Origin of the sequence: Mycobacteroides salmoniphilum (assembly GCF_004924335.1) — a bacterium.
Taxonomy (GTDB): Bacteria; Actinomycetota; Actinomycetes; order Mycobacteriales; family Mycobacteriaceae; genus Mycobacterium; species Mycobacterium salmoniphilum.
Genome location: NZ_CP024633.1, coordinates 4,452,433 through 4,474,274, shown reverse-complemented (window position 1 = coordinate 4,474,274; position 21,842 = coordinate 4,452,433). Strand labels below are relative to the sequence as shown.

Sequence of the window (21,842 nt, the reverse complement as noted above, 5' to 3'; positions counted from 1 at the left end):
CTCGGATGCTGTGGTGGCGCCGCACCGTGGTGCGTCCAGATGCCGAAGGAGGTCTGTGTGCCGAACTCCTTTGAGTCCGACGGCCGCGGTCCGTCGGATCGCCAGCTCCTCCTGTGCGGCCTGGCGATCGCCCTCGTGGCCGCCCTGATAGGTACCGCCTTGGTCATCAAGTCGACCGGCCGGTTCAACAACTACGTGCGTGTGGTGGCAGAACTCACGAACGTAGGAGACGGCCTTCCCGCGAAGTCGGACGTCAAATTCCAGGGCGTGCTCGTGGGTTCGGTCAATGATTTGACCCCCTCGCAGCGTGGTAGGCCCAATGTCGTTCACATCGATCTGAAACCCGATCTGGCGCCGACGATTCCGCGGTCGGTCACCGCCAGAGTGGTCCCCAGTAACGTCTTCGCGGTCTCCTCGGTGGAGCTGGTAGACCACGGACCCGGTGCGGCGATCACCAATGGAACCGTTATCGGCGAGGACACCGAGCTCCCGACGGTGCTGTTCCAGACGACCATCAGCAAGCTCCGTGACATCCTCCTGGCCAACGGGCGCGGCCGCGATGACGATTCGGTGGGTATCTTCGCCGTCATCGCCGCGGCGACCGAGGGTCGGCGTGCGACCCTTCTGAACGCGGCCGGCCAACTGACCAGGATCATCGACCAACTCAACGACGTCGTCGCGACGGATACGGGCCCGTCGACCCTGTCCGCGCTCCTGAACGCGACCAAGGGGCTGCAGACGACCGCTCCGGAGCTCGTCGATGCACTGCATCAGGCGGTTAAGCCCATGCAGACGCTGGCCGAAAGGCGGGACCAGTTGCAGACTCTGCTCAACGCCGGATTGCACACCACCGGCACCGTCCGGCAGTCGTTGGACAACCAGACCGACCGGATGATCGACATCACCACCAAGTTGACCCCGGTTGTCGGCGTGCTCGCCCAGAACTCTGTGCACTTCCTGCCGATCGCGGCGCGACTGAAGGTGTTCTCCGACAAGTTCTTCAGTGACGTGTGGGATCCGGAAAGGGACGTCGTCAATATCCGGGGAAATCTGTCCTTCACGCCGTCGACGATGTACACGCGCGCCGATTGCCCGCGGTACGGGGAGCTGAAGGGGCCGAGCTGCTTCACCGCACCCGAGCTGGTGGTGCGCCCCGATCTCCCCGAAGTACTGCTGCCGCAGAACTTCAAGCCACCGCCCGATCTTGCGCCGCCGCCGGGAACCGAGGTCGGACCGGACGGGAATCTGATCGTCACCGGGCCGCCGCTGCACAATCCCTCCCCGAACTTGCAGGACCCCAACCCGCCGTTGCCGTGGTGGCAGCCCAATCCGTCGCCACGTATCCCCGGCACCGCTGACCCTGATGACGCCGAACCGCCACCATTGCCCGGTGGCGCCGCCCCCGCCCCCGTTGCGACTGCACCCGCCTCGTTCGGTGGGGCCGTTGGGCCGATCGGTAGCACGACCGAACGCGAGCAGCTGGGCATGATCACCGGAAGCGCGGCAACCTCGTCCACCCAGCTGCTGCTGGGGCCGGTCGCGCGCGGTACCAAACCCGTTGTTGCCCAGCAGGCTCAGTCGGGGGGACAGCGATGAAATTTCGTGGACCGTTAATTGGTCTGTCGGTGTTCATGGTGATCGCGGTGGCGATGACGTGGCTGGTGTACTCCACCCTGCGCCGAGATGTCGCCGGATCCACCTACGACTATGCCGCGATGTTCACCGATGTCACCGGGTTGCGGGACGGGGATGACGTGCGCGTGGCGGGCGTTCGGGTTGGGCGCATTGAATCGGTCGCGATCGACGGTGATCTGGCCAAGGTGGAGTTCCGGGTACAGACCGAGCAGCCGTTGTACGGCAATACGATTGCGACGATCACGTACCAGAACATCGTCGGTCAGCGTTACCTGGGACTATCCCTGGGGAAGACCGGCGGCACCGATCGGCTCAAGCCGGGGAGCGTGATTCCCGTGGAGCAGACGGAGCCGTCCTTCGACATCGGCATGCTGCTACACGGATTTGAACCCCTTTTCAGTGTGCTCGATCCCGCCGAGGTCGACAATCTCACCGACGGTGTCGTCAAGTCTCTACAGGGGGACAGCGGCTCGATCGTCGGCCTGGTTGACCAGACATCGCAGCTCACCGAGACCTTCGCGGGCCGCGACAAGGTTCTCGACGATGTGATCACCAACCTCAATGGCCTGACGAAAACCCTTGCTGGACAGAATAAAAACCTGGACAGCGTGTTGACGCATACCCGTGAGATGGTGGCAATCCTGGACAACCGCCGGGCGGGGTTGGTGGATTCGATCGGTTCGACGGGTTTCGCGGTGCGTCGGTTGTCGAAAATCTCAGACTCTGTGTATCCGCAGCTGAACGAAATACTTTATCGGGAACCGGGGTTCGTCGGTCACCTGAATTCCGTCGAACCCCAGCTTGCCTTCACCGGCGCCAACCTGCCGCTACTCCTCAAGGGTGTCGCGCGCACCACCCAAGAAGGCGCCTTCATCAACGGATACGTCTGCGATCTCAACATCACCGGTTTTTTCCCCGGACTCAACGACATCGTTCCGATCATCGTGAATGCCGCTACCCCCGGTAACAAGGCTCAATACACTCCGAAATGCAGGAACCTGGCAGATGGATAAACCCACAGTGTGGCAGCGTATTTCGCGACGCCCGGTTGAGACGTATAACAAGATCTGGTTGGGCGCCATCGCGCTCGCGGTGATCGGCTCCCTGGTGGGGGCGATGCTGCTGGTGAAGGCGATTGGCATCGGTTACAGCCACTACACCGGGGAGTTCTTGCAGGCGGCGTCGCTGCAACCGGGTGCCAATGTGTCGTATGCCGGGGTTCCGGTGGGGAACGTCACGAGTGTCGAGCTGGCGGGCGATCACATCGAAGTCGGCATGCGGGTCCGCGACGACATCACTTTGCGTAAGGACGCCAAAGCGTCGATCAAGATCACCACGATTCTCGGCAATCAGTATGTGGAGTTGCGCAACAGCGGTGAGGGTGTGTTGCCCAATCGCCGAATCGATCTTGCGCATACCGACGTTCCCTACGACCTACAGGCCACGCTCCAGGACGCAACCGCCACTTTCGAACAGGTAGACGCGGACAAGATCGCGGAGTCGGTGGCGATACTGGGTAAACAGCTCGAGGGCTTACCCGCTGTACTGCCGCAGGCCATGGAGAACATTCAGACCCTGTCGTCGGTGATATCGCATCGCCGCGATCAGATCGGCACGCTGCTGGCCAGTACCGAGTTGGTGTCGGGCACCCTGTACCGGCAACAGGGCGACATCGGCAAGCTGATCGTTCAGGGCCGTGATCTGCTCGGCGAGTTCGTTTCTCGGCAAGCGAGTTTCCACTCCATGATGCGTGCGGTGACCGAGCTGACGAACTTCCTGAGCAAGGTGGTGGTCAAGGACAGGCGCGCGGTCGATGCGCTCATCGCCGATGTAAAGACCTTCAGCAATTTGATCGGCGGCCATGATGACTTGTTCCGGAGCATCTTGCAGGTGACGGCGGTCGCGGCCCGAAACTTCACCAATCTCACGGGTTACGGAAACGCACTCGAGCTGAGCGCGCCGGGTGGTCTCGCGGTGGATTCGTGGATGTGCGCGATCAGTGGACGGGCCAAGCAGTTCAACATGATCCCGTACTTCAAGGACTGCCAATGAGCACACCGATAAGCACACGGACGCGGCGAGTCATCTGGATCGCGGGGGCACTGGCGGTGGTGGTCGCGGTGGTGGTGGCGGCCGTCGGGTGGACCTACGTGCGTGAGCGGATCAACAGGCTCACCATCACGGCCCAATTCGAATCGGTCTCCGGCCTCTACCCCGACAACAAGGTATCGGTGCTCGGCATGCCGATTGGCAAGGTCACGAAGATCACCTCGCGTGGCACCTATATGGAAGTTGAATTCGAAGTCGACTCGAAGGTCAAGGTTCCGGCAGATGCCAAGGCCGTTACGGTGTCCACCTCAATTCTTACCGATCGTCACATCGAACTGACACCGGTTTATCGCGGTGGACCGACGCTCAAGAACGGAGACGTCATCGGGCTGGACCGCACGAAGACGCCCGTGGAGTTTGATCGGGTGCTCGCCATGATCGACAGGCTCGCCAAGGCGATGAAGGGCGACGGTAAGGGCGGCGGGCCGCTGGCGGATGTCGTGAACAACAGCGCCAATGCGCTGTCCGGCAACGGTGAGTTGATGAGGGCATCTCTGGACGAGTTATCCAAGGCGCTTCGTCTGAGTGCCGACGGCGGTGCGATGACTCGTGATCAGCTGACCAAGATCATCACCCGGCTCAGCTCGCTCTTCGATGCCGCGGCACGTAACGACCAGAACATCCGGGAGTTCTCCTCCCAGGTGCGGCAGCTGTCCCAGGTGCTCGATCAGGAGCAGTTGGGATCGGGCACTACCGGAAAGCAGCTGAATAACATTCTGATGCAGGCGGGTTCACTTCTGGAGCAGAATCGCGATGCCATCAAGCAATCTGTCGGTAACTCCAACCAAATCGCCCAGGCGATATATGACAACCGGCGAGAGCTATCGGAAGGGTTCGATCTGCTTCCACTGATGGCGGACAACGTCTACAACATCGTCGACCCGATCAACAACGTGGTGCGTGCCCACGTGCCGGTGGACAGGTTGTTGTTCGACACCCAGGCCGCCAAGGAGATCTGCAATCTCATGGGCCTGCGCCAACTGGGATGCAGCACAGGCACTCTGCAGGACTACGGACCCGATTTCGGATTGACGTATGTGCTCGATGGTCTTGCGGCGATGGGGCAGAAATGAACAGATGGCAAAGATACGCAGGGCCCGCGGTGGTGCTCGCTGTGCTGCTGACGAGCGGCTGCAGCACTAACGGTCTGGCCAGCCTCCCGCTTCCGGCACCGGGCCTGACCGGTGGTACCTATGGCCTGACGGCGGTGTTCACCAACATCTTGAACCTGCCCTCGCGTGCCAAGGTGAAACTGGGCGGCGCCGACGTCGGCGAGGTCGATTCCATGAGCACCACCAACTACACCGCCGTGGTCACGATGCGGATTCGTTCGGATGTGGAGATTCCCAAGGGGACCACCGTGGAACTGCGCACCGCGACGCCGCTGGGCGACGTGTTCGCCGCGCTGAAACCGCCGCGACCCGCGGACGCCAACGCACCCCTCCTGCGGGACGGGGACACTATTGGTCTGGATTCGACCACCGCCGCCGCGACGGTGGAGGCGGTGCTGAGTTCGGCGGCCATCGTCGTCAACGGCGGTGCGGTACGCAATCTCACCGGCACGGTCAACGGCCTCGGCCGCGCCACCGGGCCCAACGGTGCGGCGTTCGGCGATCTGATCGGAAAGTCGAACCGGCTGCTGGGCACTCTCAACGCCCGCTCCGGTCAGCTGGATTCCGCGCTGCGGGACACCGCACAGCTTGCCGCTGAGATGAACACGCGGCACGAGACGCTCTCGGAGCTCTTGGTCGCTGCCGCGCCTGCCACGGACACTCTGTCAGCCAATGCATCTCATATCGCAGACCTCGCCGACCAGGTGGGTGCGGTGACCAAGCAGCTCTCCAAATTCCCGTCGATCGCGGGTACCGACACCAGCGGCCGCAGCGTCATCGCTGATTTCAATACCTTGGCGGGTTCATTCAATGACATCGCGGTCAGTCCCGACACCAGCCTTGCCGCACTCAATCGGCTGATGCCCCCCATTATCAAGATCATGGCAGGCTCGGCATTCGCCGCCCGGGTATCAATAGACAGACTGGTGCTGGGATCGATACCCGATATCGGCTACCAGGGCGATCCGGGGCTCCACGGCCCGAAGCGCTATGACTGGGCCAAGTTGGTCGGATCGTTCAAGTACACCCTGTGGCGCCTGCAGGAGCGTGTCGTGGGTAAAGGGCCCGACGCTCCGGCAATTCCGGTGCGCCCGAGTCCGACCGAGCCCGGCGTCATCGAACCGATACCGGGCGCTGTGCCCGTACCCCAGGGGCCGCCGCGATGATCAACATAGTGGCGAATACGGTGGTGGACGCCGTAAAGATGGGGCACCGCAACCGCATGTGGTTGTCAGGCCTCGCCCTTCTGGCCACCCTCGTGGTGGCGTGCACCTACCTGGCGGTGGGCGCGTTGCGCGCCAGGGCATTCGCCTCGACCTATGAGGTGTCGATCGAGCTGCCGGAGTCCGGTGGTTTGATCCCCAACCAGGATGTGGCGCTGCGCGGTATGCGGATTGGCCGGGTGGACTCGGTGACGCCATCTCCTCGTGGACCGGTCGCGCTGATTCATATCGAATCCGACGTGAAGATTCCGGTGGGGAGTCCGGTGCGAGTGTCCGGGCTTTCTCCGGCGGGTGAGCAGTACGTCGACTTCGCGCCGGTGACGACCACCGGCCCGTACTTGGACAACGGCAGTGTGATCGCCCGCGGGCAGGCAACCGTTCCCGTGTCGCTGTCGAAGATGCTTGCCAACGCCGACGGTGCTCTTGCGCAGGCGGATACGCAGAAATTGGAGATCATCAAGAAGGAACTCCATCTCTCACGCGAAGCGCCGCGCAAGATGACCGACATCATCGACGGCGGCGTATTCCTTCTGTCGACACTGGATTCCGTGCTTCCGGAAACGGTCAGCGTTCTCAAGAAGAGCCGGGTGACGTTGTCCTCATTCGCGGAGATGAACAATGGCCTCGCTGCCACCACACAGGGCCTGAATCGGTCCCTGAACGGCGTGGCCCGGATGGATGGCGGCTTTCGCACGCTGATCGACAGGGTGCCCGGGCCGTTGGCTACCACCGACGCCGTGTTCGCCGACAACTCCGACAACATGGCGCAGCTGCTGGGGAATCTCACCACGGTGGCGCAGTTGTCCTACGTGCGCGTTCCGGCGCTCAATGCGCTGTTCCCCGCGTATCGCGGATCGGTGATCGAGGCGGTGGGCAACACCTTTTACGACCATGGCGTGTGGGCCACCGCCGATATCTACCCTCGCTACACCTGTGACTACGGATATCCGCGTACCGCGGTGTCGGCGGCCGATTACCCGGAGCCGTTCCTGTATGCGGGCTACTGCCGAGATGACGACCCTGCCGTGCTAATACGCGGTGCCAAGAATGCGCCGCGGCCGGCCGATGACGATACCGCCGGCCCACCCAAGGGCGCCGATTTGGGTAAGCTGGCCGACCCGACTCCCAAGGGACGCTTCACCATTCCCACACCGTACGGTGGACCGACGCTCCCGATCGAGCCGCCGAAGTAGGTGGCTTAACTGAATCCCAGCCAGCTGGGCAGTGCGCGTCCGACGCCGCCCGCGGCATCGCACAGGGTGTAGGTGGTATCGCAATTACCTTTGGGGGAGCCGTATCCCGCCCACATGCCGCCGGCATCGCGCCGCAGCACGATGGCCGAGGAGCTGCCCCCGTCGAGGGCGATGGCCTTGTCGACGCCCAGTCCGCGGTAGAGGTCCTGGAGGTTGTCGGGGGTGTAGCTGCCGCCCTGGAAGACCATGAGTTCATCGGTTGCGGACTTGTAGCCGAGCGCGGTGCGGGCGGCAGCGGGGCCCGGGTCATTCAGCTGCTCGGTGAAGCCTGGAAGAAGTAACTTCAACCCGCTTACCGCGACGAACTGAACTCCCTTGTCCATCAACCCTTCTAGCGGGCCCGTAGCGTACCCGTAGTCCTTGGGCCCTGCGGAGGCGATGACCTCCGGCGCCGATCCCGGGGAAAAGACCATGGTGGCCAACGCTGTCCAGACTTCGTCGCCACCGGAGAGTGCCTGCTTGCCCGCGTACACCCGCGTTCCGGTGACCTGTTTGTTGTAGTTGGCGCTGCCGTTGGCGGTATCGACATAGGCGCCCAGCGGTGAGGTACATCCGGTGCTCTTCCAGTCGCCGCCCTTTTGGCCCCGGACGTCGAAGAAGTTGGCGTTGATGATGAACGTGGGCTTGCCCATGGTCATCCAGGCCGCCATCGGCTTGTATGTCTCCGAGGCCTGCCACAGACCCTCGGCGGTGCGGGCGCGTGCATCGCGTTCACACCGGGACTGATAGCCGGAATGGGTGTCCACCAACAGGTTTGCGCGCAGTCGGGACGAGGCACTCTTGATGACCATGAGGTGGCCGCCATTGTCCAGCGTGTACTCGTTGCCCGCGGCGTTGCGGAAGGGGGCCGGGTTGCCGCCGCCGAAGTTGTAGACCAGGAAGGTGCCCTTGGTGTTGGCGATGGCGGCGAGCACCGCATCGTGGGCCGCCTCGGCCCGGGCGGTGTTATGGGTGGTGGGAATGGGCAGTGCCGCCGCCAGCATCACGCCGAACGCAACGCTGAGCAGGCGACGTCCGGAACCGGCTCGCGGAAGACGCGAAAAGCGTGAAATGCCCACGGCGGTCCCTCCTGTGACGATCTTGAATAGTCAACGATAATCACAGCAGCAACACAGTCAACTTTGGTAACAAGTGGGGATCGATCGGACGTCGGCAGCGTCGCGATGAGGTGCGCTAGCCGCCTAAGCGAGTGTGCATCTCCCATACGAGGACTTCGGCATCGGTCGTCGCGGTGACCCGTGCAGCGCCGGTGTCGCTGAGCCGCACGGCATCCCCCTCGGCAAGCTCACCGGCTCCCTCGAGGATCACGGCGCCGCGGGCGATAAACAGATGCACGAAGGGTGCCGCCGGAAGCTCGACGCTGTCCCCGGCGGGGATGCGCGCCGCGTGCAGTGCCGCGTTCTTCTGGGCGATGGTGATTGCCGTCTGATCACGGTGCCGCGGCATCCCCGAGGCCACGGTCACCAGCCCCCCACTGAGGAGCTCGCCATCGATCTCCAACTGTTGGTAACCGGGATCAATCCCCGAGTCATCGGGGCTCACCCACATCTGGACGAATCGCACCGGGTCGGAGTGACGCTCGCCGGACAGCCGCCAGGAGTCGTTCTTCTCCGAGTGCAGGATGCCTGAGCCTGCCGACATTCGTTGTGCCAGACCGGGATAGATCACCCCGGCGTTGCCCTCGGAATCCTGATGCACCAGCGATCCCTGGAGCACCCAGGTGACGATCTCCATATCGCGATGGGGGTGCGTCTCAAACCCGGCGCCCGGCAGCACGATGTCGTCGTTGTTGACCAGCAGCAATCCGTGGTGCGTGTTGTGTGGGTCGTAGTGCTCACCGAAGGAAAACGAGTGCTTGGAGTCCAGCCACGAGATCTTGGTGGCGAGCCGCTCACTCGCGCGCCGGACGTCGATAGCCATATATCGACAGTAACGCCACGCAGGGAATCCGGGGAATCGTCTGCGTGGCGTTACTGTCGGCGAAAGCGTCGGGTTACCAGTCGGCTTCGGTGTACTTGATGACGCCACGGATGTTCTTGCCGTCGAGCATGTCCTGGTAGCCGTCGTTGATCTGCTCCAGGCTGTAAGTGCTGGTGACCATCTCGTCGATCTTGAGTAGACCCTGCTTGTACAGGCCGACCAGACGTGGGGTCTCGGTGTGCGTGGTGCCACCACCAAAGATATTGCCCTTCAGCGTCTTCTGCAGCATCGTGAAGAGGAACAGGTTGAACTTCACATCCACATCGACCATCGCGCCCATACCGGTGACCACGCAGGTGCCGGTCTTGGCGGTGAGGATCATGGCCTCTTCGACGTATTCGCCCTTCATCTCGCCGACCGTGATGATGGTCTTCTGTGCCATGATGCCCCAGGTCAGGTCCATAACCGGCATGATGGCCTCGGCCATCGAGGCGTAGACATGGGTGGCACCGAACTTGAGGGCCTGCTCACGCTTCCACGGCACCGGGTCGATCGCGATGACGTAGCGGGCGCCGGAGACGACGGCGCCCTGCAGGGCGCTCATGCCGATTCCGCCCACACCGATGACGATGACGTCCTCGCCGGGCCTGACCTCGGCGATGTTGGTGGCAGAGCCGAAGCCGGTGGGCACGGCGCAGCCGAGCAGTGCGGCCGACTCGAAGGGCACACTGTCGTCGATCTTGACGACGGAATCTTCGTGCACCACGGCGTACGGCGAGAAGGTGCCGAGCAGGTTCATCGCGGAGACGGGGGTGTCACCTGCGTGGATGCGGTTGGTGCCGTCGGCAATGGCCTTGCCGCCCAGCAGGATTGCGCCTCGGTCACACAGGGACCGGTAGCCGCGCATACACGGTGGGCACTTACCGCAGGCCGGGATGAAGGCGAAGATGACGTGGTCACCCTCTTGGACGGAGGTGACGCCCTTGCCCACCTTGGTGACGATGCCCGCACCCTCGTGGCCGGGCAGCACCGGCAGCTCCATCGGGGTGGCACCGGTCAGCACGTGGTAGTCGGAGTGGCACATGCCGGCGGCGTGTAACTGGACCTGAACTTCGCCCTCGGCCGGATCACCGAAGGTGATCTCTTCGACGACGATCGGCTTGTTGAGCTCGCGAATCAGCGCGCCTTTTGTCTTCATTGACTGGCTAGTCCTTCCAGATACACGTGAACCAGATCACTCTCGTGGACGAGGATAGCGGCTTTACGGAAAAAGTGAAACGCGTTCTAAAAGTGCGTGGTCAAGGGGCCAAGAGTGCCTCTGACGACTACCTATGCACGATTATGAGGTCTTGTTAGGAGACGCCTGCATCGCGGGTATCCCAGTACTTCTGGCGGAGCACGCGCTTGAGGATCTTGCCCGCACCGGACAACGGGAGCTCGTCCACGAACTCGAAGCTGCGCGGCACCTTGTAGTTGGCGATGTGTTCGCGGCAGTGCTCCTGGAGATCCTCGCCGCAGCACTCGGATTGCGTCTGTGTGACGACGACGGCATGCACGCGTTCACCCCACCGTTCGTCGGGGATGCCGATCACCGCGCACGCCGCTACCGCCGGATGCTTGGCCAGCGCGTTCTCTACCTCGGCCGAGTAGACGTTCTCGCCGCCGGTCACCACCATGTCCTTGATGCGATCGACGATGTAGACGTACCCGCGTTCATCCATCCGCCCGGCGTCGCCGGTGTGCATCCATCCGTCCCGGGCGGCGGCCGCAGACTCCTCGGGTAGCTCCCAGTAGCCGAGCATGACGTTGTCGCCCTTGACGACCACTTCGCCGATTTCGCCGCGTGGGACTTCGGTGTCGGTGTCTCCGCTGGAGTCGACGATCATCACCTCGCAATGGGGGGCCGCGCGTCCCGCCGAGCGCAGCAGCGCGGGGTCGTCATGATCGTCGGGAAGCAGCAGCGTCGCGACGGGGGACACCTCGGTCATGCCGTAGGCCTGGGTGAATCGCGCGTTGGGGAACACGTGTTTGGCGCGTTGCAGCACTGCCTCGGAGATGACCGAGGCGCCGTAGACGATTCCGCGGATACCACTGAGGTCGAGCTGTGCGGCCGCTGGATGATCGACCAGCATCTGGATCATGGTGGGCACCAACAGCATGTCCTGGACATCGTGCTCAACGATGGCGTCCAGCACCCCCTGTGGAGTGAACGACGGGACGATTACGTGCGTGGAACCCGAGAGGTTCCCCGCGAGGACGGCACTGAAGTCGGCCATGTGGAACATCGGCGCCGAGTGCAGCAGTCGGCCGTCACGGGTGAGGAAGTTTCCGGTGGATAGCGACCCCATCGCCGAGGTCAGCACATTGTCATGAGACAGCATGACGCCCTTGGGATTTCCGGTGGTTCCTCCCGTGTAGAAGACGCCTAGCAGGCTGGCGCCACCGGTGCGGGTGTCCGCGACGGGCTCGTGCGCGGCGAGGAGGTCCTCGTACCCGATCATGTCCTCGGGTGTGGGACCGTCGCCGCAGTAGATGACGGTGTCCAGGCATGCACAGGCAGCACGCAGCGGTGCGGCGGCGGCCTTGAATGCGTCGTCCACGAACAGCACACGGGTGCCGGATTCACGCAGGGAGTAGCCGATCTCGGCAAGGCTCCAGCGGATGTTGACGGCGTTCAGCGCAGCACCCAACCACGGCGCCGCGGTGAGGTATTCGACGTAGCGGTCGGAGTTCAGCGAGAGCATGCCCACCCGGTCGCCCGGCCGGACGCCGAGGGCTCGAAGTGCCCCGGCCAGCCGGGCGACACGGTCGGCGAACTGCTCCACGGTGCGTTCCCGGCCCTGGTAGATCGTGATGGGGCGGTTCGGGTCCTGCTGCAGGGCACGGTGCAGCCACTGGGTGAATTGCATACCCCAATCCTGCCGTCCGGAACGGTCTCGGGTGTGGGATTCATCGATGCGGTGGGCCGATGAGTTTTCGGGCGCCGGGTTGTCGATACAGATGAACGGTGGAGATGCCGCCGTCATGCACCGAGGAGCCCCGATGTCCCGCATGTTGTTCGTCAATATTCCCGTCGCCGACGCCGCGGCAAGCCGCAAGTTCTTCGACCACCTGGGCTTCTCCTTCAACGACCAGTTTTGTGACGAGAAGACCGTCTGTATGGCGATCAACGAGCAGACCTGGGTGATGATGCTGGAGGAGGAACGGTTTCGCGGTTTCATCGCCGACGACATCGCCGACACGTCAAAGAATCGCGAAGTGCTGCTCTGTGTTTCGGCTGACAGTCGGGAAGGGGTGGACGAGCTGACCGAGGCGGCGCTGGCCGCGGGCGGGGTGGATTGGATGCCGGCACAGGAGCTTGGCTTCATGTACGGACGCTCGTTCCGCGACCTGGACGGACACGTGTGGGAGGTCAGCTGGATGGATCCGGCTCACCTGCAGTAGCTACGCACGATCGGTGCCGCCTTACGTAGAGTCGCTCGTGAGGGTCACAGGGGCCCGCTCTACGTAAGGCTCACATGACACACAGGATTCTCGGGATCCCTGCCGCTGTCGCGGTGCTCGTGGTTGGTGGCGGCGTCGCCGCGGTGCCCGCATACGCGACCGATACCTTCACGCCCGGATCGCCCAACGGCATCGACAGCTACTTCCCGCAGGATGGAAACGGCGGCTATCGCGTCACCCGGTACGACCTGACGCTGCGGTTCGACCCCGAGAGCACCGATGTGAACGGCACGATGGTGATCCGGGCCGCTGCTACCCAGAACCTGTCCAGCTTCAATCTGGACTACTCGGATCTGGGCACGGTGACGGCGTCCGTGGACGGCCGACCGGCCGCCACCGAATTCAGCGGCGAGCACGAAATGACCGTCACCCCGCAAAAGGGCATTCGTGCCGGAAGCTCATTCACCACCACGATCACCTACGCGTTCAATGAGCAGCAGGAGGCGCAGGAACGTGATCTTGGCGCGCTGCCCGGCTGGGTTCGCAGCACCAGCGGCGGGTACGCCAAGGGCGGCGAGCCCGACGGAGCCGAGAACTGGTACCCGTCGAACAACACCCCGGTGAACAAGGCCCCGTTCAAGCTCACGGCGACCGTTCCGTCCTCATGGACCGCCGTGGCAGGCGGCCGGGAAGGCAAGGCCACCGAGTCGGGCGGCTGGACCACCACCACCTGGAATGAGCCGAATCCCGTTGCCATGTATCTCGTTCCGTTTGCCGTGGATCACTTCTCGGTGTTCCGGTCCACGCTGCCCAGCGGCACCCCCGTGGTGAGTGCTTTTGCGCCCGACGCCGGTTCGGGGGATTCCGAGGCACGCCTGCCGGAGATACTCACATTCCTGGAATCCAAGCTCGGGAAGTACCCGCACGTGGCGGCCGGAGGCATCTTCGCCGATCCGATCCGCGAGGACATCGCCTTTAGCGCCTTGGAAACTCAGACGCGTCCCTACTACACCTTCAGCCGCGACACCGAAGAGCCAGGCCGCCTGTCGACGATCGTGCACGAAAACACGCACGAGTGGTACGGCGATCTGGTGTCGGTCGAGCAGTGGCGCGATATCTGCCTCAACGAGTGCTTCGCCTCCTATCTGCCGTGGATGTGGTCGGAGGAAAAGGAAGGCAAGTCCATCGACGAGCATTACCGCAAGACGGCGGAGAAGATCTGGGATGAGGACAAGGTCTGGGGGAACCTGCTCTACGACATGTGCCCGGGTGACGCCGAATGCAGCGCCGACGAGGTCTTCAATCCGCTGGGTGTGTACGGCAAGGGTCCGCTGGCGCTGCACGCGCTGCGACGCACTATCGGGGACAAGGCATTCCTGGAGATCCTGCGATCGTGGCCCTCAGCGCATCGGTGGGGTAACGCCACCTGGCCGCAGTTCGAGGCGTATGTGCAGAGGGTTGCCGGTAAGGACTTGTCCGGATTCTTCACCGCCTGGTTCCACAGCGTGACCAGGCCCTCGGACCAGTATCTGTTCCCGGGGAGTCTCGCGCCGCGGTAGTCCGTGCGTCGAGACCGAGGTTGTGGCGCGAAAATGCGAGACGAATCCGCCACAACCTAGGTTTCGAGGTCGGTGAGTTCGCTTGGCAGACCGAACTTCTCGAACAGTGAGATATCGAAGAAGCACACCACATGGGCCACGCCGTCTTGGGTGACGTCCAGGACGTGCATCTGGAACGGGCGGTGCACCCCGTCCCCCTCGCGCATGTAGAGGCCGATCGCCGGCTGACCATTGGCGGACGTTTCGATGAGGCGCATATCGCCGGCATGCTCGGCCGGGCACTGCTCCTTGATGAGTGTGGCGATGCTCTGCCCGCCCTGATACCAACCGGTGAACGGAGGCATCTCCCAAATTGCCTCGGTGGTAAACATTTTCGCGATGGCATCAACGTCGTAGCGCTCGAAAGCGTTGATGTACTGGCGGAGCTGCTCCCGCAGCATCGGGTCCTCGGGCTCCAGCAGGTTGTCCTCTTGCGGCGAGACCTCCTGCAGCTGCGCTCGGGCACGCTGCAGCAGGCTGTTCACGGCGGCGGTGGTGGAGCCGATGGCCTCGGCGACCTCCTGGGCCTTCCACTGCAGTACCTCGCGCAGCACCAGCACCGCACGTTGCTTGGCGGGCAGGTGTTGCAAGGCGGCGACAAAAGCCAGGCGCACCGACTCCCGTGATCCCACGATGCTGGCCGGGTCGGTGGCGTCGTCAGGCAGCGGCTCCAGCCACGGGATCTCGGCGCGTTCGTCCAACTCGTCGAGCGGGTCGGCGCTGGGGGCTCCCAGCCCGGTCGGCAGTGGCCGGCGCTGCTTGCCCTCCAGGGCCGTCAGACAGGTGTTGGTGGCGATCCGATACAGCCAGGTGCGCACCGACGACTTGCCCTCGAACCGGTCGTACGCCTTCCATCCGCGCAGGTAGGTCTCCTGCACCAGGTCTTCGGCATCGTGGATGGACCCCGTCATCCGGTAGCAATGGGCCAGAATCTCACGCCGATATTGTTCGGTGTGCGAAAGAAATTCATCCTCGATGGCTTGTGCCGTCACGGCGCGAGGATAGTCCCGTCCACCGACACCTGTCAGGTGGTTAGCGGGTGTTGACGTGCACGGGCAGCTCGTCGTCCCAGGGCTGGCGGCTGACCATATCGGCCACTCGGACGTAGCCGGTTTCGAACTCGCCAGTGGCAGCGTCCACGAGGCGGTATTGCTGGGTCTGCCGATGGATGGGCTGGGCGTCGAGCAGCACGATGCGCACCTCGCCGGGTTCGAACTGGCAGCGTTCCTGCATCGCGGCGATCAGCTGCTCGTTGTGCATGTGCCCGTCGCCGAAATTCCAGCCGATGGCGGTGCTGCAGATCCGTTCGCCGTCGGTGATGACGTACTCGTCCTCGTTCTGTCCCGCCATGGCGCGGTGCGCGAGCGTGAACATGGCCCGACCGTGAGTGTTCATCGCGCGGAACGCATAGCCGATGTACATGAGCAGGGGAGCCTGTTCGGTGCCGTAGAAGCGCTCCATCTGCGCTTGCGGCATGCTGGCGATCGCGACGATGCCCTTGTCGATTTTCGCGCTGGCGGATGGTTTGATGCACCACAGCGTGGTGTCCCAGTTTCCCGCGTAGTACCGCATGCCCGGCAGGAAGGAAATCTTGTGGGGCAATAGGTTTCCTGCGACAACCACACCGGCGCTGACGGCGAACAGGAGCAGCACGGGCACGGGGTGCTCGATGTCTTTGAGGCCGATGTTCGCGTGCGCGACGAACAGCGACAGCACACCGAAGATCATGAACACATTCCATTCCAGCGGTACACCCATGGGAATGGCGGTCAGGATGCCCAGGTGGAAACACACCATGACGATGGCCGCGATGGTGGTGACCCAGCCGCCATGGCTGAAGAACAACGCGATCGGCACCAGCATCTCAATGGCGGTGCTCACGTGCGCGACAAAGCGGGAGAGCCGTCCGGGGCGCAGGTCATCGGGGAACTTCTCGAAGAACGCCCGCTTGAGCCGCTTGGCGCGGATGAGCGGGTTGTTGGACATCATGGTCGAGATGACAAAGGGGAAGTGGTGGTTGAGCTTTGACGTCGCTGCCCCCATCCAGATGACGACGAAGATGAGCTTGGCGGCGACGATCATGTCGGCCCCGGATAAGAGGAACGTGACGGTGAGGGCGCCGTACACCTCGCCACGGGCGGCCAGGAAGATCACCTTGTCACGCAGGCCGCTGATGGCCAGCAGCCCGAGGATGGTGGCCACCTGCCAGATGGGTAGCAGCCCCGTCGCGGCGGGCTGCGAGAACAGTGCGACCAGCAGGATCACCAGGAGCGCCGCGTAGAGAGCGATATCGATCGGGGTGCGTGCGGAGCCCTTGGTGAGTGGGACGCGGGGCCAGGGGGGCAAGCGAATAGTGTTGGGGCGCAACCAGTACAAGATTGACCCCAGCGGGGGGAAGAACCTGTTGTTAAGTGGCCCGAAACCGCAGCCGAGGCCGATGACCTCGAACAGCATGGTGTAGAGCACCACTTTCTGGAAGACGATGGGCGCGGAGAAATCCGCCCATTCGTCAATACCGTTGGTGGTCGCCATGGCGGACAGCCACCCGCCCAGGATGTACAGCCCGATCTTCAGTACGTAGAAGAGGTGCAAGGCGACCGGTGTGCCGAAGCCCACCTCGGCCCAGTGCCGGGCCATCGGACGTATCTTCTCGGCGCGGGTGCCCTTGCTCCATTCGGCGATATCGACGACGGGCAGTGTGGGCTTGAGGAATCCCATGCGCTCACACTAGAACGTGTTCTAGGTCCGGCGGGCAAGAGCGGAGCGATTAGGGGATTGGCGGATGTTGGCCGGTTCGACAGTTCCGTAGAGTTTCCGGGGTGAGTGGATCTCGGGTGCAGCGCGCCTTCGACGGCGCCGATAACGTGCGGATCGTCTACGACACCTGGACGCCGGCGGGAACGCCTCGCGCCGTCGTCGTGCTCTCGCACGGTTTCGGCGAGCATGCGCGTCGGTACGACCATGTCGCGCAGCGGTTCAACGACGCCGGGTACCTGGTGTACGCCCTGGATCACCGCGGCCATGGCCGTTCCGGTGGCAAGCGCGTGTACCTCAGGGACATCTCGGAGTACACCGATGACTTCGGCACCCTGGTCGACATCGCGGCACGCGAGTACCCCGACCTGAAGCGCATCGTGCTGGGACACAGCATGGGCGGTGGGATTGTCTTCGCCTACGGAGTGGACCACCAGGACCGCTATGACCTGATGGTGCTCTCGGGGCCCGCGATCGCCGCGCAGGTGGGATTGCCGTATGTGCTGACACTGGTGGCCCCGGTGGTGGGACGGCTGATGCCCGGGCTGCCGGTGCAGAAGCTCGATGTCAACGCGATCTCGCATGACCCCGCGATTATCGCCGCGTACAACGCGGACCCGTTGGTCCATCACGGCCGGGTGCCTGCGGGGATCGGCCGGGCACTGCTGGGCGTGGGAAAGGCGATGCGCCAGCGCGCCGCCGGTCTGAAGCGTCCGGTGCTGACGATGCACGGCGAAGACGACCGATTGACGGCGCCCGAAGGCAGCGTGTGGCTCTCTGAATCGGCGCCCGATGCGACGCTGAAGATCTGGAATGGCCTCTACCACGAGATCTTCAACGAGTTCGACAAGGAACTCGTGCTCGATGAGGCGGTGTCCTGGATCGACGCCAGGCTTTCCTGACGCCGACACGCCGCGTTAGCGCCGCATCTGTGACAGGTCGCGGAAGTCATGGGTGCGCGCGCCGGACTGCCAGTCGATCCAGTGCTCCCAGCGCCGCATCTTTCCGTCCTGCCAGCGGCGGTCTACCGCGGGGACAGCGTGACGGGCGAGTTCTATCGCGGCGATAAACGGTGCACGTGCGACAAGTGCCGCGGTGCCGAGCCAGCCGGTGGGGATCCGATAGAGCCTGCGGTTCCACGGCAGCATGAATAGTCTCGTGAAACCCGCCTGTAGTTGCAGGTGGAACAGTCCCCGGAGGCGATTGGCCGGTGATGAGCCAGGGCTCGGCGTGAACGACGGAACGAACGACTCCACGAGTTCGCGTGAGGCGTCACCGCCGTCATAGGCGCGGGTGGCGTCGAAGTGATACAGAATCCGTACCGCGTCGGCGACTGTCTCGGGGTAGATGTCATCACACCGCACTCCGAGCAGATAGCCGAGATAGCGGCAAAAGTGTAGGGCTGCAACTATTTCCGATCGAGTTGTGAGATAGCCGACGGCCCACAGTCCGAGCCCGGGTGCCACGCTGCCGGCAATGAGTGTCAGCAGCATCTCCGATTGGCTGATGGGCTCGCCCCATTGCTCGCGGCGCCATTCGGGATGTTGGCGCACGCCACGGCGCACGGAGACGTGCATGACGCGGATCTTCATGGTGATCTGCCGGGCGACCGAATACCGGTCCAGGGCGGCACCGGGCCGTGCGCACTCCAGCCACCACCTGCTGGTCTCGAGGTGGCGATGCATCGCGCCTTGGCCCGCATACCCGCCCGCCAGCGAGAGTGGGGTTGCCAACCAGCCCTCGGTGTAGGTGTCCATGGTGCCGGCGTTGGCAATGGAGCCCATGTCATAGCCCCACCGCCGCCACACTGCGGCCCCGGCCTCGATGAGTTCCGGATCGGCCCACAGAGGCAGCGTGTCGAACTCCGCGAACAATGCCCGCATCGATTCGGGCGCGTCCTCGACGGCGTCGATTCCCTCGCTGAGAGCGCGGTCAAGGAGCGCGCGGCCGCGCTCCGGGCCGATCTCCCCGTAGTAGACCTCTTCAACGAAGCGTTCGGCTACCGGATCGGTTATCCACAGACCTGCCCCGTACTGGCGCACCACCTCGTCGGACGGAGTGAGATCGAACCCCGTCCATCGGCGGAGAGCATTCCGCACTCCCGTGTGCGCCGGTGCCGGGTTCGTCAGATTCTCCGCGTATGCCGCAGGCAGTACGGCATTTTCCTGAAGGGTCACGCGGCCTCCACTGTCGCCCTGTGTCTCATGTGCGGCTATCGAAACACAACCCGAACGACTTGACAACCATGGTTGTCAGAACTGCGGGCGGTACTTGCTACCGCGATATGTCGCCGGGCTCGCCTAACCTGGCCTTCGTGACAGAGGACAAGCAGCTCTCGCGGATCGCCGCTCTGCTCCGTCAGGCCGAGGGCACCGACAACGCGCACGAGGCCGAGGCCTTCATGGCGGCGGCACAGAGACTGGCCACCGCGACCTCGATCGACCTGGCGGTCGCCCGCGCGCACTCGGCCAAGCGAGACGCTCAGGCGCGGCCCACGCAGCGCACCATCACCATCGGCGAGGCGGGCACCCGCGGCCTGCGGACCTACGTCAACCTGTTCGCGTTGATCGCCGGCGCCAACGACGTCACGTGCGACGTCGCGTCCAACTCGACGTATGTGTACGCCTACGGCTTCGCCGAGGACATTGACGCCGTCCATGCGCTCTACGCCAGCCTCGTGGTCCAGATGGTCAGGGCCTCGGACACCTACATCGGTTCCGGTGCGCACCGGCCCACCCCGACGATCACAGCCCGCCTGAACTTCCAGCTGGCGTTCGGCACGCGGGTGGGGCAGCGGCTCTCCGACGCCCGGCAGGAGGCGCGCGCAGAGGCAGTGAAGACCGAGAAGCGCGGCACGGGAACCGAACTGGTGCTGCGTGACAAGGACATCGAGCTGCATGATTTCTATAAGGGCGCCTCGACGGCGCGCGGCCGGTGGCGCGCGGTGAGCGCACAGGCCGGTTACTCCTCGCATGCCCGTCGCGCGGGTGATCGTGCGGGGCGGCGGGCCAGGCTTGGCAGTAGTTCCGAATTGGCTGGTGCCCGTGGCGCATTGGAGCAGAACTGAGCGATCAGCCACGGTCACAGCCCGATGTCTTCGCGCGAGCGCGTCATCCGCGTGATTCTCAGCGCGCCAAGGTGTACGCGGCCGAGGAGTTCGTGCGCACCATGTTTGAGCGGGCGGCGAGTCACAGTCAGCGCGATATCGATTTCTTCGGCACCCGGCTGACGCTCCCGCCCGAGGCGCGCTTCGCGTCGGTCGAATCGGTGCAGCGTTATGTCGATGACGTGCTGGCCCTCGTGACGAGTAGATGGTCTGCCGGACCCGTGACGGTGCGTGCCCGTCGCGGTGCGACGGCGGCACATTACGAGCGCGACGGAGACCGGGCGGCGATCGCCGTTCCCGACGATCGCAACGGGAGCGCTTGGGCCATGCGGGAACTGGTCATTCTGCACGAATTGGCGCACCACCTGTGCTCGCAGGACGGGCCAGCGCACGGGCACCAGTTCATAACGCTCTATCCCGAGCTGGCAGGGCTGGCGATGGGGCCGGAGGTGGAGTTCGTCCTACGCACCGTCTACGCCCGCGAGGGTGTGCGCTAGCGCACGACGGCGATCGCCAGCCCGTCCCAGCCTTTGACGCCCACTGTCTGCAGCGCAGTGGCATCCAGACGTGGATCAGAACCCAGCCGCTCCAGCGCCTGGCGAGTCCCTTCGGCGTTCGGACCCTCTTCCGAGATCCAGCGAATCACGTTGTCCACCACGATTACTGCCCCGGGCCGTGTGAGCCGCAACGCCCAATCGAGATAGCCCGGGTTGTTGGATTTGTCGGCATCGATGAACACCAGATCGAACGGTCCCTCGACCGAGGGCAGCGAGTCGAGAGCCGGGCCCACCAGGACCTCCACACGTTCGGCGAGTCCGGCGCGCTCCAGACTGGCCTGTGCGACGGAAGCATGTTTGGGCTCGAACTCCAGCGTCACCACCGCGCCGTCAGGGCCGACCGCCTTGGCGAGCCATGCGGTGCTGTACCCGCCGAGCGTGCCGATCTCCAGCACCCGGCTGGCCTTGGCAATCGTGGCCAACAAGTACAGGAACTTGCCCTGAGCGGCCGATACCGCGATATCGGGCAGGCCGCCTTCCTGCTGCGCCTGGCGGATGTGGTCCAGCTCGGCAGCGTCGGTGGCGACGGTGCGCTCCAGGTAGTCGTCGGTGTCGGTCCACACTGATTGGGAGAGAGTCACTTCCGTGAGGGTACGCCCGTTTCCTGGATTTTGAGTCGCGGATGCGAGCCCTCGTGGTATTAACACCTAACCCGCTGTCGTCGCGGCCGAAGGAGTCGGTAATGGCGCTCGTCGACTATCGCGATGTGCTCGGGAAGATCGTCGTCGGGGTGAGTGTCCCGGCCATACTCGGGCTGGGCGGGTTGATGGCCAGTCGCTGGGGCAATGCCGTCGGCTACGCGGGCGGCTCCCAACACATGGCCTTCTTCCACACGTGTTTCGCGATTCTGGGCGTGATCGGGGGAACCTCGCTGATCATCATGTTTGTCCGGGTGGTGTACAGATACATGGCCGCGGATCCGGGCACGGCCACCTTCGACCCGTGGGATTTGATCTTGCTGGTGTGCGGTCTGTCCGCTCTTATCGGCGGAATCATGTACTTCATCGACATTTTCACGTACATGCCGCCGCGCCCGCCCGCACCGCGGCGATTTCCTGCGCCCACGTTCCCGCGCGTCAGTCCCACGCGGATATTCACCCCGACGACCACCAGCAGGTGGCCGTCGTAAAT

General features: G+C 63.9%; 20 protein-coding genes. 12 read left to right on the top strand and 8 right to left on the bottom strand.

Annotated elements, in window-relative coordinates; translation table 11 throughout:
- Positions 1-57 precede the first annotated feature (57 nt).
- Genes DSM43276_RS22045 through DSM43276_RS22020 form a run of 6 tightly spaced genes read left to right on the top strand, consistent with a single transcriptional unit; the run spans position 58 to position 7,272 of the window.
- The gene (locus tag DSM43276_RS22045) at positions 58-1,596 is read left to right on the top strand and encodes an MlaD family protein (protein ID WP_078328605.1); all 1,539 of its coding nucleotides are present in this window, start codon (positions 58-60) and stop codon (positions 1,594-1,596) included.
- A complete protein-coding gene (locus DSM43276_RS22040) occupies positions 1,593-2,648 on the top strand; it encodes an MCE family protein (protein ID WP_078328438.1) in 1,056 nt (351 codons plus the stop codon). The genes DSM43276_RS22045 and DSM43276_RS22040 overlap by 4 nt, the downstream gene beginning before the upstream one ends.
- On the top strand, positions 2,641-3,687 hold the full coding sequence (locus DSM43276_RS22035; protein ID WP_078328437.1) for an MlaD family protein: 1,047 nt from the start codon (positions 2,641-2,643) through the stop codon (positions 3,685-3,687). Before DSM43276_RS22040 ends, DSM43276_RS22035 begins: the two co-directional genes overlap by 8 nt.
- Positions 3,684-4,817 carry an MCE family protein gene (locus DSM43276_RS22030; protein WP_078328436.1) on the top strand — a complete coding sequence of 378 codons (1,134 nt, stop codon included), beginning with the start codon at positions 3,684-3,686 and terminating at the stop codon, positions 4,815-4,817. Before DSM43276_RS22035 ends, DSM43276_RS22030 begins: the two co-directional genes overlap by 4 nt.
- Positions 4,814-6,022 carry an MlaD family protein gene (locus DSM43276_RS22025; protein WP_078328435.1) on the top strand — a complete coding sequence of 403 codons (1,209 nt, stop codon included), beginning with the start codon at positions 4,814-4,816 and terminating at the stop codon, positions 6,020-6,022. The genes DSM43276_RS22030 and DSM43276_RS22025 overlap by 4 nt, the downstream gene beginning before the upstream one ends.
- Positions 6,019-7,272, top strand: a complete 1,254-nt coding sequence (locus DSM43276_RS22020) for an MlaD family protein (RefSeq protein WP_078328434.1) — start codon at positions 6,019-6,021, stop codon at positions 7,270-7,272. Before DSM43276_RS22025 ends, DSM43276_RS22020 begins: the two co-directional genes overlap by 4 nt.
- Before the next feature lie 5 nt (positions 7,273-7,277).
- Here DSM43276_RS22020 and DSM43276_RS22015 read toward each other — a convergent pair whose 3' ends face one another.
- The 4 genes from DSM43276_RS22015 to DSM43276_RS22000 all read right to left on the bottom strand — a co-directional run bounded on the left by DSM43276_RS22015 (position 7,278) and on the right by DSM43276_RS22000 (position 12,161).
- A complete protein-coding gene (locus DSM43276_RS22015) occupies positions 7,278-8,390 on the bottom strand; it encodes a phosphodiester glycosidase family protein (protein WP_078328433.1) in 1,113 nt (370 codons plus the stop codon).
- A 115-nt stretch (positions 8,391-8,505) separates the two neighbouring features.
- Positions 8,506-9,252 carry a pirin family protein gene (locus DSM43276_RS22010; RefSeq protein WP_078328432.1) on the bottom strand — a complete coding sequence of 249 codons (747 nt, stop codon included), beginning with the start codon at positions 9,250-9,252 and terminating at the stop codon, positions 8,506-8,508.
- Between the two features lie 73 nt (positions 9,253-9,325).
- Entirely contained in the window at positions 9,326-10,450 is a 1,125-nt protein-coding gene (locus tag DSM43276_RS22005) for an NDMA-dependent alcohol dehydrogenase (RefSeq protein WP_078328431.1), read from the bottom strand.
- Positions 10,451-10,604: 154 nt separating this feature from the next.
- The gene (locus tag DSM43276_RS22000) at positions 10,605-12,161 is read right to left on the bottom strand and encodes an acyl-CoA synthetase (RefSeq protein WP_078328604.1); all 1,557 of its coding nucleotides are present in this window, start codon (positions 12,159-12,161) and stop codon (positions 10,605-10,607) included.
- 133 nt (positions 12,162-12,294) lie between these two features.
- On the opposite strand from DSM43276_RS22000, the gene DSM43276_RS21995 reads away from it, so the two are divergent.
- Positions 12,295-12,696 (top strand): VOC family protein, encoded by a 402-nt coding sequence (locus tag DSM43276_RS21995; RefSeq protein ID WP_078328430.1) that lies wholly within the window; start codon positions 12,295-12,297, stop codon positions 12,694-12,696.
- 74 nt (positions 12,697-12,770) lie between these two features.
- Positions 12,771-14,255: a M1 family metallopeptidase gene (locus tag DSM43276_RS21990; protein ID WP_078328429.1), complete on the top strand. Its 1,485-nt coding sequence runs from the start codon at positions 12,771-12,773 to the stop codon at positions 14,253-14,255.
- Positions 14,256-14,311: 56 nt separating this feature from the next.
- Here DSM43276_RS21990 and DSM43276_RS21985 read toward each other — a convergent pair whose 3' ends face one another.
- Together DSM43276_RS21985 and DSM43276_RS21980 are read right to left on the bottom strand one after the other, a co-directional pair.
- Entirely contained in the window at positions 14,312-15,286 is a 975-nt protein-coding gene (locus DSM43276_RS21985; RefSeq protein ID WP_078328428.1) for a sigma-70 family RNA polymerase sigma factor, read from the bottom strand.
- Between the two features lie 40 nt (positions 15,287-15,326).
- The gene (locus tag DSM43276_RS21980) at positions 15,327-17,012 is read right to left on the bottom strand and encodes a DUF3556 domain-containing protein (RefSeq protein ID WP_078328427.1); all 1,686 of its coding nucleotides are present in this window, start codon (positions 17,010-17,012) and stop codon (positions 15,327-15,329) included.
- 116 nt (positions 17,013-17,128) lie between these two features.
- Here DSM43276_RS21980 and DSM43276_RS21975 point away from each other — a divergent pair, with 116 nt between their 5' ends.
- Complete coding sequence (locus tag DSM43276_RS21975) at positions 17,129-17,950, top strand: alpha/beta hydrolase (protein ID WP_078328601.1); 822 nt, start codon at positions 17,129-17,131, stop codon at positions 17,948-17,950.
- 15 nt (positions 17,951-17,965) lie between these two features.
- Here DSM43276_RS21975 and DSM43276_RS21970 read toward each other — a convergent pair whose 3' ends face one another.
- Positions 17,966-19,225 (bottom strand): oxygenase MpaB family protein, encoded by a 1,260-nt coding sequence (locus DSM43276_RS21970; protein ID WP_234802963.1) that lies wholly within the window; start codon positions 19,223-19,225, stop codon positions 17,966-17,968.
- Positions 19,226-19,362: 137 nt separating this feature from the next.
- On the opposite strand from DSM43276_RS21970, the gene DSM43276_RS21965 reads away from it, so the two are divergent.
- Together DSM43276_RS21965 and DSM43276_RS21960 are read left to right on the top strand one after the other, a co-directional pair.
- A complete protein-coding gene (locus DSM43276_RS21965) occupies positions 19,363-20,115 on the top strand; it encodes a DUF2786 domain-containing protein (RefSeq protein ID WP_078326114.1) in 753 nt (250 codons plus the stop codon).
- Positions 20,112-20,651 carry a TIGR04338 family metallohydrolase gene (locus DSM43276_RS21960; RefSeq protein ID WP_078328426.1) on the top strand — a complete coding sequence of 180 codons (540 nt, stop codon included), beginning with the start codon at positions 20,112-20,114 and terminating at the stop codon, positions 20,649-20,651. The genes DSM43276_RS21965 and DSM43276_RS21960 overlap by 4 nt, the downstream gene beginning before the upstream one ends.
- Here the strand turns inward: DSM43276_RS21960 and DSM43276_RS21955 are convergent.
- Positions 20,648-21,292 carry an O-methyltransferase gene (locus DSM43276_RS21955; protein ID WP_078328425.1) on the bottom strand — a complete coding sequence of 215 codons (645 nt, stop codon included), beginning with the start codon at positions 21,290-21,292 and terminating at the stop codon, positions 20,648-20,650. The two genes, DSM43276_RS21960 and DSM43276_RS21955, sit on opposite strands and share 4 nt — an antisense overlap.
- Before the next feature lie 101 nt (positions 21,293-21,393).
- On the opposite strand from DSM43276_RS21955, the gene DSM43276_RS21950 reads away from it, so the two are divergent.
- Positions 21,394-21,840, top strand: coding sequence for a hypothetical protein (locus tag DSM43276_RS21950; RefSeq protein WP_078328424.1), 447 nt, complete (start codon positions 21,394-21,396; stop codon positions 21,838-21,840).
- Positions 21,841-21,842 lie beyond the last annotated feature (2 nt).